General features: G+C 61.0%; 9 protein-coding genes. 2 read left to right on the top strand and 7 right to left on the bottom strand.

All coding sequences use genetic code 11. From position 1 onward, the window contains the following. Window positions 1-179 precede the first annotated feature (179 nt). Complete coding sequence (locus tag ASTEX_RS04475) at window positions 180-2,240, bottom strand: TonB-dependent receptor (RefSeq protein ID WP_013478421.1); 2,061 nt, start codon at window positions 2,238-2,240, stop codon at window positions 180-182. Between the two features lie 129 nt (window positions 2,241-2,369). Here ASTEX_RS04475 and ASTEX_RS04470 point away from each other — a divergent pair, with 129 nt between their 5' ends. Together ASTEX_RS04470 and ASTEX_RS04465 are read left to right on the top strand one after the other, a co-directional pair. Continuing rightward, window positions 2,370-2,858 (top strand): transcriptional repressor, encoded by a 489-nt coding sequence (locus tag ASTEX_RS04470; RefSeq protein ID WP_013478420.1) that lies wholly within the window; start codon window positions 2,370-2,372, stop codon window positions 2,856-2,858. A gap of 129 nt (window positions 2,859-2,987) precedes the next feature. Then, entirely contained in the window at window positions 2,988-4,196 is a 1,209-nt protein-coding gene (locus ASTEX_RS04465; protein WP_013478419.1) for a pentapeptide repeat-containing protein, read from the top strand. 7 nt (window positions 4,197-4,203) lie between these two features. Here the strand turns inward: ASTEX_RS04465 and ASTEX_RS04460 are convergent, their stop codons facing one another. The 6 genes from ASTEX_RS04460 to ASTEX_RS04435 all read right to left on the bottom strand — a co-directional run bounded on the left by ASTEX_RS04460 (window position 4,204) and on the right by ASTEX_RS04435 (window position 12,192). Then, window positions 4,204-5,208 (bottom strand): magnesium transporter CorA family protein, encoded by a 1,005-nt coding sequence (locus tag ASTEX_RS04460; RefSeq protein ID WP_013478418.1) that lies wholly within the window; start codon window positions 5,206-5,208, stop codon window positions 4,204-4,206. A 112-nt stretch (window positions 5,209-5,320) separates the two neighbouring features. Beyond that, window positions 5,321-6,349, bottom strand: coding sequence for a CHAP domain-containing protein (locus tag ASTEX_RS20985; RefSeq protein ID WP_013478417.1), 1,029 nt, complete (start codon window positions 6,347-6,349; stop codon window positions 5,321-5,323). Between the two features lie 335 nt (window positions 6,350-6,684). Beyond that, the gene (locus tag ASTEX_RS04450; RefSeq protein ID WP_013478416.1) at window positions 6,685-7,803 is read right to left on the bottom strand and encodes an acyltransferase family protein; all 1,119 of its coding nucleotides are present in this window, start codon (window positions 7,801-7,803) and stop codon (window positions 6,685-6,687) included. Window positions 7,804-7,951: 148 nt separating this feature from the next. Further along, window positions 7,952-8,329: a YdbL family probable chaperone protein gene (locus ASTEX_RS04445; protein WP_013478415.1), complete on the bottom strand. Its 378-nt coding sequence runs from the start codon at window positions 8,327-8,329 to the stop codon at window positions 7,952-7,954. A gap of 11 nt (window positions 8,330-8,340) precedes the next feature. Then, window positions 8,341-8,538, bottom strand: coding sequence for a YnbE family lipoprotein (locus ASTEX_RS04440; protein WP_013478414.1), 198 nt, complete (start codon window positions 8,536-8,538; stop codon window positions 8,341-8,343). Between the two features lie 105 nt (window positions 8,539-8,643). Next, window positions 8,644-12,192 (bottom strand): intermembrane phospholipid transport protein YdbH family protein, encoded by a 3,549-nt coding sequence (locus ASTEX_RS04435; RefSeq protein WP_013478413.1) that lies wholly within the window; start codon window positions 12,190-12,192, stop codon window positions 8,644-8,646. Window positions 12,193-12,680: the final 488 nt, after the last annotated feature.

The following is a 12,680-nucleotide window of genomic DNA, read 5'->3' as shown; positions in this document are numbered from 1 at the left end:
CATATCCGAAAATCACTGATGACCAACCCGCGACGCTTCAGGCTCGCCTGGCCCTTGAATGGGGCCGCGAGCCTAGCGCTTCGCTCTTACCCAATTACACCACCCGGTGGGACACGACCCGCAGAAACCCCGGAAGCACGGGCTTCCGGGGTTCCATGCCATAATCCTGCACCGATCCGTTAGAACCGATAGGTCAGACCAGCGCGCAGATTGCGACCGGCACCGACAAGTATGTCCTTCTGCACCGATGTGTGCTCGCGGATTTCCTCGTCAGTCGCGTTACGCAATTCGGCAAAGACCGATACCTTGGAATTTATCCAGTAGGACCCGAAGACATTGACTGCCGTGTAGGCTTCGGTTGGGGTTTCAAACTCCGCCAGATGCGTGTCCGCCGCCGCCACATGCCGGACTTCAACATGGCTTTTCCAGCGTTCCCCTTCGTAGCCCAAGGTGGCCGTCAGCGCCGAAGGAGCGATACGGGCAATATCGCCCAGATCACTCTTACCGCGGACATAGTCATAGGCCAGATCAAGGCGCACCGCCTGAGCGCCACGGTTCCAAAGGTTCACGCCACCTTCTAGTTCAAAGCCCCAGAAGTCAGCATCCGTCTGCACGTAGCGGTAGACCGGCAGGCCGTCCTCGTTGTCACCCGTAGGGCGCAGGTCGATGAAATTGTCGAAACGGCTGGAATAGAGGTGAGCGTCGAAGCTGAAAGCCGAATGGCTGTCCATCTGCCAGTGGCCGGTGGCCTCCACGCTGTAGCCCGTCTCGGATTTCAGGGCCGCATCGCCAATTTCATAAGCCCCAGTACCGGCATGTGGGCCATCGGCCAGCAACTCAACATCAGACGGGGCGCGTTCGGAGCGCGTCACGCTCAGACCAAAGAAAGCATGATCGGAAGGCTTCCAGAACCCGCCCAGCGAACCCGAAAGGTTGTCGAATTCATTTGAAAAACCAGCCGAGGCGATCTCCTTGCGGTCACCCCGCAGGCCGCCTTCGATGCCCCAGGTGCCCTTGTCGAGACGTGACTGCGCATAGGCACCGAATTCTCGCGTCGTAGAGGACGGCACAAAAGCCTCGGCCCCGATAGCCTCAAAATGGCGTTCAAGGACGTTGAAACCTACCGCGCCTGAGACGTCGCCCATCTTCTGACGGATCAGGTTCACGCGCGCCTCATAACCGTCCGAGAGAAAGCGCGTGCCGACCTCCTCGCCTTCGAACTCGGTATGTTTATAATCCGTGTAGCCCGCATCCGCCGTCAGCTTGTTGAAACCCGCAAAGGCGATATTGACCGATGAGCGGAAATCGTAGCGCGTCTGCTTCAGGCCGATAGTCACAGGGCCCTCATCCTCATGCGCGTGGTCGTCCCCCTCTTCGTGATCAGACGGGTCCTCAGCATGGCTGTGGCCGGGCACGCCGTAGGTGGTATCGGTATGCTTGACACTCAGGCCCGCAAAGCCAAAATCACCCACATAGGACAAGCCAGACCCATAGGTGCTCAGATCGACAGCCGAATTTTCCTGACGATCGCGCGTATCAGGCTCTTCCCCTTCGGCGTTGGTCAGCCGACGGGACTCCGGGCCTACGGGCGTTTTGTAATCGTCACTCTTCCGCTTTAGGGCGTCGGCGGTGAAGACCCAGGGTCCCCGCCCTGTCTTTACATTAAGCCCAAGCTGCTTGCCGTTATCGACACTAGAGGCCTGAGTCGTAAAGCGACCCTCAACACCATCCTTGGCCGGGGCCGACGCGATACGGTCATCGATGATGTTGACAATGCCTCCGATGGCGTTGCCGCCATAAATCAGGGCCGAAGGGCCCCGCAGAACCTCTATCCGCTGGGCCTCGACAGGATCCGTCGCCGTAGCGTGGTCGGGTGACACGGCTGAGGCATCGATGGCCCCCATGCCGTTGTTGAGCAGCAGAACACGAAACCCGTCAAGGCCGCGGATCACTGGACGGCTGGCACCAGGTGCGAAGGCAGACGAGCGCACGCCCGGCAGGTTGGCTAGCATATCGCCAAGACCCTCAGCCGGCTTCTGTTCGATGGCGCTACGGGTCAGTACATCGACATTGCTCATCAGGGCGTCTTTCGACACGCCATAGGCCGTACCGGTCACGACGATCTCAGTTATGTCCTCGTCTTTCTGAGGCGTCGGAGGCGCGCTCTGCGCGAGAACGGGGGAGACGGCGAGCAGAGCGGCAAGGCTCACGCTCAGGGTGAGAACCATACGGGTTTGCATGGGGGAGGCTCCCGAAAAAAGCGGATGGCCACACACAAAGGCCACGCCGGACCGCCATCTGTTATGTAATAACATAAATCATGTCAAGCCGTCATTGCGAAATACCGCGAGTCTGCCTAAGTTATAGGCATGTCACACGCCTGCGGCCACGATCACGACCACGTCCACACCCTAGACAGCGGTCGCATCGACGCGCGACTGAGCGAAGCTCGACGCTTGTGCGAAGCGCAAGGGGAGCGCATGACCGCGCCGCGCCTGCGCACGCTCGAGCTGATCCTTAGCGAAAATGCCCCGGTGAAGGCCTATGATGTCATCGATCGCTTCCACCCCGACGGGGCCGCCAAGCCGCCGACCGTCTATCGCGCTCTGGCCTTTCTGGAGCAGATGGGGTTGATCCACCGCATCGAAAGCCTGAATGCCTTTGTCGCCTGTCAGGGGCACGCCGATGGCAAGGCCGTGCAGCCGCACGCCGCCGCCTTCCTGCTTTGCGACTGCTGCGGGAGCAGCGAAGAGGTGGCTGTCAGCCTGCCCGAAATTGATCAGCAGGCCTCGGCCAGCGGCTTTGAAACGCGCCGGGTGACGCTGGAAGCGCGCGGTCTGTGCAAGGCCTGCCGCTAACTTTCATTCGAAACAGCGAATGTAGATTTTTTTTGCGTATCGACCCGACGTAGAGCAAGTTTTCACCATTTGGCCCCAGGGTCAGAGGGATACGCATGCTCCCTCTCCTCGCCCTGTTCGGACGCTCCCTTGCCTATTACGCAGTCAGCCGCCACCTTACAGCCTATTGATCCGCGTTCCCTGCGCACGATCATCGAGCTGCACCACAAATACAAGACGATGAAGCCGGGTGGGCAGCTGGCTAATCTCGCCTATATCGACCTGAGCGGGGTTAATCTTGAAGGGATGGACCTGTCTGATGCCGTCCTGACCGGGGCCTGTCTGCGCGGCGCGGCGCTACGTGATGTGAACCTCAGTCGCGCCAATCTGTACGGCTGTGATCTGCGCGAAGCCGATATGCGCTTCGCCGTCCTCGACCGCGCCGATATGCGCGGGGCCTGTCTGCGCGGGGCCAATCTCACAGGGGCCAGCCTGACGCGCTGCGACCTTCGCGAAGGCCAGATCGCGTTCAAGGACGAAAAACACGGCCTGCGCCTGATGAAGCACGAAAAGCGCGCCGGCGAACTGGACTACGCCATCCTCTCCGGGGCGGACCTGTCGGGAGCGCGGCTGACCGGGGCCGGGGCCGTGTCCGCCGATTTCCGCGATGCCCAACTCGAAGGCGCGGTGTTAAGCCATGCTAAGCTACGCAATGCGTCGCTGGAGGGGGCCAACCTGTCGGCGGCAGACCTGTCGTCCGCCGACCTGTCCGGAGCCTCATTAAAAGGGGCGGTGATGGTCGGGACCCAGACTCAGGGCATGACCACCAAGGACACGGACATGTCGGATATTTTGGGCGAGCCGATTAGCGTCTTCATTGACGATGAACCGCTCGATGACCTACTCGACGCCTATGAGGCCTGGTGCCGTAGCGGGGGGCAGGAAGGGGCGACGCAGGATTTCAGCGGGCTTGATTTTCGCAGCGCCACCACCCTGATCGGCCGCAAGCTGACCGCGGCCAATATGGCCGGCGCCATCCTGTACGGCATGGACCTGTCGGGAGCGCAGCTACAAGGGGTCAACCTCTCCGGCGCAGACCTGCGCATGGCTGATCTGTCCGGAGCGGACCTCAGGGGAGCACGCCTTATCGGGGCCCGTCTCACTCGCTCCCGGCTGGACCGGGCCAATCTCTCGCCCCTGTCGCTGGGGGGTGACCGCACCCTGCGTGCCGATCTGACACGCGCCATACTGACCCACGCCAGCCTTCGCCACACCGACCTGACGCGGGCACGGCTACTGGAGGCCGAAATGTCCCATGTTCGCGATCAGGGCTGCAACTACACGCTGGCGGAAAGATAGGCCGCTCTCAGAGCCACCCTTTCACACGGAACCACACCAGTGGCCCGACCGCTGAGGCGATCATGGCCAGCACCACGAGCGGGTACGCCCACGGCACGTGCAGTTCAGGCATGAATTCGAAGTTCATCCCATAAAGCGAGGCGATCAGGGTAGGCGGCAGAAAGGCCACCGAGGCCACCGAAACGATCTTGATGGTCGTGTTCTGCTCCAGATTGATCACCCCCAGCGCCGCGTCGTGCAGATAGGCGATATTGCTCGACACAAAGGCGGAATGGTCGTTCAGAGAGGCTACGTCCTTTTCCAGCGTGCGCAGCTTGTCATGGAAGGCGTTGAAGCCCGCCTCCTCCGCGCCGACCAATTCGCGGTCCAACGCCCGCGCAAACAGCAGCAGCCGGCCAAAGGAGACGAGGCTGTCGCGGATGCGCGCCGTGTCCGACTGACAGCGGCCCAGCTCGCGCAGAACCCGCTCCAAATTCCGTCCGCGCTTGGGCGCGAAGATACGCCCGGAAATCTCATCCACTGTGGCGGAGGCCTTTTCCAGAAGGTCGGCCGTGCGGTCGATTAGCACCTCCAGCAAATTGGCCAGCGCTTCGTGCGCCTGATGGCAGTTTTCCGGATGACGCACCAGGCGTTCGGCAAAGATGCTGAAGGATTTGGGGTCGATATAGCGAATGGTGATCAGGTGCTGGCGGTGCAGGACGAAGGTCACCGGCCCCGATTGCAGGTGGTCGAAGCCGCCGTAGAAGGCCACCTGCGCCGTCATGAAGGCCGCACCGTCTTCGAGATAGAGGCGAGACGAAAACTCGATCTCCTGCATGTCTTCGCGAGTCGGTAGGTTCAGACCGACCACGCCTTCGACATAGCGTTCTTCCTCACGGTCGGGATTGTAGAGGTCGATCCAAACCCCGTCCGGCGTAATCTCACACCAGCCGGCCTCGTCCCCAGCCCCTTCGGGCGGCACCACGGTAAAGGCCCCGTCCGGGGCCGCGTCACGGCTATAGATGTTCAGCATGAGACCTCTCGAAGATCAACCTTGCATAGGCCGCTTTGTGTGTCCCTGACAAGTCAAACGCCGCTGGCGGGGACCAGCGGCGTTGAAAGCATCAGACATAAAAGAACCCGTCTCAGGCCTTAGTCTTTTCGGTCTTCTTAGCGGATTTTTTGGCGTCGGCGTCGGCGACTTTCTGGGTCCCCGATTTGTCATCCTTGCCCGTCTTGGCGGTCTTTGCGGCCTTGTCATCCGCATCGGCGACGGCCTTCTTGCTGGACTTAGGGGCTGCCTTGGCGCTCTTGTCACCCTTGGCGTTGTCGGCGACCTTGGTCGCCTTGTCGCTCTTGTCCGTCTTGACCTTTGATTTCGCTACCGGGGCCTTGTCGGCGTCTTTATCAGCGACGGCCTTTTCGGTGGAAGCCTTTGTCTTGCTCGCCTTCGCCTTGTCCGTGATCTTAGCGTCCGCCTTCACGTCGGCGGGCTTGGGAGGTAGCGCATCGTCCGCCGTTGCGGAGGCCAGCGCCTGACTGCGCGGAGCTTCAACATCGGAGGTCAGGGCATTAACGAGGGTCTTATTGCTGGTCTTCGAGGAGGTCTTTTGCGCCACCTTATCGAACGCGGAAGGCTTCTTGACGGTAGGCTTGTCGAGGACCTGAGTGACGAGGTTTTCCCCCATCTCCTGACCCTTCTGGGCCGCCTGATAGATGAACCCATAGGTTGGGTAAACCGTGGTACCCACATCCGCGATCGGGCCGTACCACACCTTCACCTTGCTCCAGTCGCCCTTATCCGAGACATCAACGACGGTGACGTCTTTTTCGACCTGACCGCGACGGCCACCGATCGGCGACCAGTTGGCGTGGGTGATCTGAATGACGCGATCGGTAATGACCTGAGAGACGACAGCCACGTGGCCCAGTCGCATTTTCCCCTGCGGACGAAACACCAGAACCGCGCCCGCTTTCGGTGCCTGACCCTTATCGTATTTGCCCGAAGCGCCTTCCCACCACGTCCAGGCGTCACCGAAAATATTCATACCCGTGATCGAACGGGCGAAGGTGACGCATTGCCAGTAAGGGGAATTCTTCTCAGCAGCCTGCGCGCCCACGGCGCCAAACGCCAGAGTCGCCGACAGGGCCAATACGCTTAGTCTTTTCAGCACACGAGCACTCCATTTGGGGCCTGATCGAGGGGCCTTCGCGGCTGTCCTCTTAGGGGTCTTACAGGGGGTGGCTGCGGGTGAAAAAGATCAGCTAAAACGCCCGCAACATTTACTTGTAGAGGTTTGATACATAACTCAGCGGCATTTACAAAGCCTTTATTTTACCGCTCGTGGTAAATTTCCCACATCTCGACAGGCGACGCCTGAGGATGTTGCAAAAAAGTTGTTAAACATCAGTTAACTATAAATTCAGGGCGCGGGCGAAAAAAAACGAGCGTCTTTTCGCCGCACGGGGGAAAAGACGCTCGTTTTTAAGTCCTTCGTCCGCTTACGGATCAGCGCGCAAGACGGTAAGCGAGTCGATAGCGCAGGCGGTCACCCAAATGGCGCACGACATTGCGCATCGGCAGTTCAACAATGTGATGGCCAAGCATAGCCACCGGAACAATCGCGATCAGGCCCACTACCCACCACAGCAGCGGCAGGGGCGCATCCCCGGTGCCCAGCACTATCCCCATCACATTCAGATAGACCCACTTCCACGGCACATAGACCATGTACATGGCAAACGACACTTCGCCGAGATAGACCAGCACTCGGTTGCCCATCACGCCGCCATTACCAAAGCGCGACACGCACAACAGCATCAGGCCCAGCATCGGCACGATCAGGGCGTCGATCTTCAGCCATGAGGCTGCGGCAATGACGATCAGGCTGGAGGCCGCCGCCCCCATCAGTGCCACCTGCGGCGCCAGCTTGCCCGAGCGCCACACCAAATAGAGCGCGCACCCCAGCATGAAGGTCGGCACGATACGCAGCGCCCCCCAGAAGACGGTGGCCGAGGTCAGCTTAAAGCCCATAAAGGCCTCGAAAATCATGTACAGGCTGACGAGGAAGGTGACCGACAGGCCGACGGCCAGCCACGGACGGGCGCGCATCGACCACGCCACCGTGCCAAAGACTGGGAACAGGAGATAGGCGAACCATTCTGCCGAAATCGACCAGGAAGGGTGGTTGAATGACGCTTCGGGTGCAAGACCCCAGGCCTGAACGAGGAACAGATGCGCCGGTAGGGACGGCCAGTTGACCAGATTTTTGTCCACGCTTATGCCCTTCAGCGTCGCGGCACCCCACAGCAGGATAGCAAAGCACAGCGTCGCCAGATGTAGGGGATAAACCCGCGCCAGCCGATTGACGATGAACGACCCGTAGCGGAACCGCCCTTCCCCCAGCGACGTCATGTAGACATGGCTTAGAATGAAGCCCGAAAGGATGAAAAACAGATCGACCCCCAGATAGCCCTTTTCGATGATACCGATGGGGATGGCCCCTTCGAGCGCCGACCAGTAGCTATAGAGGATCACCCATACCGCAGCAAAGAAACGCAGCGAAGTCAGAGGCTGGATGTTATCGGCTGAGGCCTGGGAAACGGCAGCGCGAATGGGTGTCGTCATGGGGCAGGTTCCTGTGCGGGGCGTCCTGAAATAAACCAGTCAGGCGAATTTTGACGAAGCCCTGCACGTCATATGCCACTCACGCACGAAGAAGGCCCTGCGGCAAACATTGCCACAAGGCCTTTAAGAAGCTGTGAAATCAGAAGGCTTACTTGCGCTTCCAGTTGCCGGAATCGTCCTTGTAATATTCCCCAGCTTTGACCTTCGGGAAGATCACGTTCGTGTAGGCCGAAGCCCCGGCGGCGGCCGGAGAGACGCCGTTTTTGGCAGCGGCTTCGGCATAGACGCGGGCGCGGCCGGCATTAATCTCATCGACAGCGGCCTTGGTGGCGGCGTCGGCTGAGTCTTTAACGAGGCCCAGATAGCCGTCGGATTGTTCACCCACCGTACCGGCGGCCTTAGCGGCATCGACGGTCGCCTTGGCGGCAGACTGGGCATAGGCCGGGGCGTTAAGGGCAGCACCCGCGGTCAGCACGGCCGACGACACGACGACGGCGCTGAGGATCGAAAACAGGGTCTTTTTCATAGCCAAATTCCTCAGAACAGGTCCGGATTTTGTTTGACGAGGGCCTTCACATCTTCATCCAGCGAGATACGCACATTGGCGTCGAGCTTGGCGTAAATGGTGATGGGATCGACCTGAAGGCGAACCGTTGGCGTGCAGGCCGCCGTGAGCGCTACGCCCGCCAGACACAGTGCGGCTATGCCCGCGCGGGCGACAGGGGATTTCAACATGAAGGGCTCCAAAGCAAGAGATCATGAATTCTGGATATCAGCTATAAGCTGAACCGGGCCTGAATGACAGAGACATTCTCGGCCCGCTATGGCGCGCAACTATGTCTATTTGATCTTCGACCAGTCGAAACCACCGCGTTTTTGCACCTCGACATAGTCTTTAAGGAACTGATCGAGATTGGAGCTGACATCGAGGTTGAGATTGACCTTGGTGTCGGAGGGCAGGTCGATGGGCTTTTGTGTCCAGGTGCCACGCAGATAGTCGATCAGGCCGATTTTGGCTTCCCGGCGCTGCGGCGGATCATAGCGCCCAACGATGCGGAAGTTGAAGTTCAGTTGCCCCTTGTCATCGGTATTTACCGCTGCTGACAATTCTTCATAGGCCAGATGCTCCATGGCCTGATAGGCAAGGCCTTCGACGATGTTGGGGGCAGGGTCGGGAGTTGGTGCCACCGCGACAGCGGCCTTATCGGCATTGCTGACCGTCCCGCCCTCAGCCGCCACGGCTGTCACCGCATTGCGGCGGATCGAGACGCGGCCCGGCCCTTCGCCCAGCAGATAGCCCTTGCGCACACTAAGCTTGCCGCCGCTCAGTTCAAACGGCAGTTTGCCCGACACGAAGCCGGTAAATTCAGCGTCCTTGGCGAACGGACTTGAGGCCACCACCTTGCCGAAATCGACCTTGTCAAAGCTCAACTCACCCTTGATCGGTTTGGTCGTATCGAACGGCACGTCCATCGGGGCCAGGGCAAAATCACCGCCGTCGCTGGTAACGCGCGCGCTTTCGAGCTTCAGGCAATCCCCGGCAAACTGCACCACCGCCCGCACATCTTTCAGCGGCACGACGCTGGTCACGGTGCGGATCGTCAGGGTCTGACCCGGTGCCGATTGCAGCGGAGCCAGAGAGGTAAACTCAATCCGTCCGTTTAGCCCCTCGACCAGACCTGCCGGGCCGGTAAAGCCCATCTCATTCAGCCCCAGCACGCCGCCTGAGGTCGAACCGTCCGGTGACCAGGCGACAAACCCTTTAAAATCGACGCGCCCCGTCGTGTCGCGCTGCACGACACCCGCTACCATGGGCGTCAGGTCGAGCGGTTGCAGCTTTTGTGGCGCAAAGGTCAGGTTCGTCGCCATAACATCGGCGCGGCCCCGGCCGCTGGCCACATCGGACGTCAGGCTGATTTCGGCCAGCGATCCGCCAGCGCGCGTCTGGACGGCTGCATCGGCTGAGGTCACGGTGAGCTTGCCGTCCAGCGTCTTGCGGCCCTGCGCCATATCGCCGGCGATCAGGACCGGATGGAAGCGCGGCGCGTCCATGGCATCGGTGGCCTTCAGGGTTTTCAGCGCCACCGTAAAGCCCAGCCCCTCGGCGTCCGCAAAACTGCTGGCCGTAAAGGCCCCCTCACCGCTCGCCAGCGTCACCTGATAGTCGGGCGCGGCAGCGGTCAGGCTGTCGAAACGGCCTTCGCTGCGCCACTGCCCGTTGCTCAGGGTCAGGATCGGTGCCGTCGTCGGGCACAGGCGCGTGGTCACCGCAGTCAGGCGACCGCCAATATCGGCGCGGTCAGCGGTAAAGGGCACGCAATCATCAAGACGCACCTGCAACAGACCCGCGACGCTATAGACAAAGCGGCCATTGGCCCTGGCCTGCGCTCCATAGACCGGCGCGAAGTTGAAACCGGCCTCAAGGCTCAGGCGACCCTCCAGCGCGCCCTGCGCTCCGAAACCCAGGTCCGACACCCGCGCCTTGAGCACGGGCAGGGTCTCTCCGCTGGTCGCTACTGTAAAGACGCTGCGCGCATCACTGGCGATCAGGGAAGATTGGCCTTCTGTCGTGAGGCGAATCTCACCGCCATCCAACGGGCGGATCAGCACCGGCTTGCTAGGACGCACGGCGAAGCGATGGCGGTTGCCCTGCCCGCTCAGCGACACACGCACAGTCTCGGCCGATAGACTGAAACGGTCAGCGGCGCGCAGCAGCGGCACCATCAGGTCCGGGCCCGGCGGCGGGGCTGGCACCGGCGGTATGCCATCCGGCAGGCGGGCATTGGCGGCGTCAAAGGCCACACGTTCATCCGCCAAAGCCTTGGCGCGGTCTGCGGCCAGCGCGCCCATACCGCGATAGCTGCCCTGACGGCCGTTTACATCGGTGGTCAGGGCGATTTCGTAAGCATCCGGGTTCAGGCGGCCCGTGCCATCCAGCCGCACGGTCACTCCGGAAAGGCTCAGATCCCCCTGCACAGCGCGGGCGGCCACGGCGCGGCCTTCGAAGCTGAGGTCGGTGCCTTCGGAGCCGTGCGCAAGCGAAAATCCGGAGAGGTCGAGCGCCGCCTTATTCAGCGAAAGGACGTCCTGCGTAAAAGCCCCGGCCTTCACGCTTATGGGGCCATCGAGCGTCAGTGCCGAGGCCGCATCGAGCGCTAGGTCACTATGCAGCTTCATATCCTGAGCCGACACCCGTACGGCGCGGCCTTGCATCGTGCCGCTCGTAAAGCCATCCAGCGTCGCCATCACCTGCGAAACACCCGAATAGGCCACGCGCGTATTTTCAAAATCAACCCGGCCATTGAGACCGATGGTGCTGTCGAGCCCCTGAACTGACGACGCGCCTTCGATGGCCTCTGCGCGCACAGCCAACATACCGCTGACCACGCCGTCAAAAGCCGACAGAGGCGATTTGCGTGAGGCGGCCTCCGACAGTCGGCGATAGGGCAGCCGCAGATTAAGGTCAGCGTGCACTCTGCTCAGGCGCGGTAGGGGATCACCCAGTTCGGCATCAGGGGCGCGCGCCGCCAGGAACAACAGCTCCGCCGCAGACAGGTTGGCGTCGATGCGCAGGGCCTCACCCGCATCGGCGTCCGGTTCGGCCTGAATGCGGATATGCCCGTCGGAAAGCTGCCCCTGCAATTGGGAGCCGTTGAGCGCGCCGGGGATCAGGGTGGCGTCCAGCGCCCGCAGGCGACCGTCTTTCAGGCTGAGCCCGCCGGTCGCAGCCACCGTGCCATAGTCGGTCCGCACACGAATGCGCGCGTCTTCGACCAGAATTTCTTCCGGCAAGGGACCACCGCCCCCGCCGCCGCCTTTCAGCAAACGGTCCAGACGTCCGAAACCCAGCCCTTTTTTATCGTAGGAAAAGCTCAACTCCGGCTTGACCAGATGAATGCGTTTGAGGCGCGTCAGCGGCTGCCCCAGCTGCCACAGGTTCAGCTCATAATCAATGTCGAAGCGTTCGATCTTCAGGTCGGGCCGCCCGGCCTCGCCTAGCACGATGCGGCCAGACACATGATCGAAACTCAGGGTGTCAATGCGCAGTTCTGAGGGAATATCGTTCGAACGCAGCCAGCCCTGCGCCACCTCGCGGGCAATGTCCTTGCGCGCCGCGTAGGCAATCACGCCCGCCGCCGCCGCGCCCCAAAGGGTCAGCAGCAGCCAGCCGCCCGCCTTCAGATAGCGCTTACGCTTGCCTGAGCCACCCGGCCCGCCAGAGGCGCCACCGCCCCTTTGGCCGCCCCCACCGCCGCCTTTCGGGCGTGGCGCAGGGGTGTCGCCTCCGTTACTGACCGCACGGGTAAAACTCGACTGGGGCGGCAGCCGCACAGGAAACAACAGCTCACCTCCATCCTCAGGCGCATCGGTCAGAATAAGGGTGCGCAACAGATCAAGCTCTCACGGGATCAACGGTTGGACGAAAGGTTCAGGGCAGTATTATGGCACGGAACTCTTAAAAAAACGGCGCATAACCGATTCTTTTTCTTACCGTATCCGGAACATTACGCCCCCTTTATCGGCCGGCCGGTGCGCTTTTTTGATTGTGCGTTACGCAAAGTGATGGACTTGCGGCCTCACTCCGTCTCATGGCGTCCCGTGTCGTAAAAAACCCATATATGCGCCCTGAAAGGGCCGGTTTAAGCCGGATATTAACCTTCGTCTCCTAATTGGGACAAACCCTTTTGCGCCCCTTCGTATGGAAAACGGCGATATGCGAGGCGGCGACCGCCTCATTTTTGCCCTATTTCGGCGTATGCAGGGGCGTTAACACTTTCAAATTCGCGTCTACGGCATATTGTCGGGTCGCACATTCCCTGAAACAGGGAGATACAGGCTAACTGGGCGGCGGAGAGGACGGTTCCGTTTTGAGTAGA

This window comes from Asticcacaulis excentricus CB 48, from assembly GCF_000175215.2.
GTDB lineage: Bacteria > Pseudomonadota > Alphaproteobacteria > Caulobacterales > Caulobacteraceae > Asticcacaulis > Asticcacaulis excentricus.
Note: the sequence above shows the minus strand (reverse complement) of the source record. Positions and strands in the feature narration are given on the sequence as shown.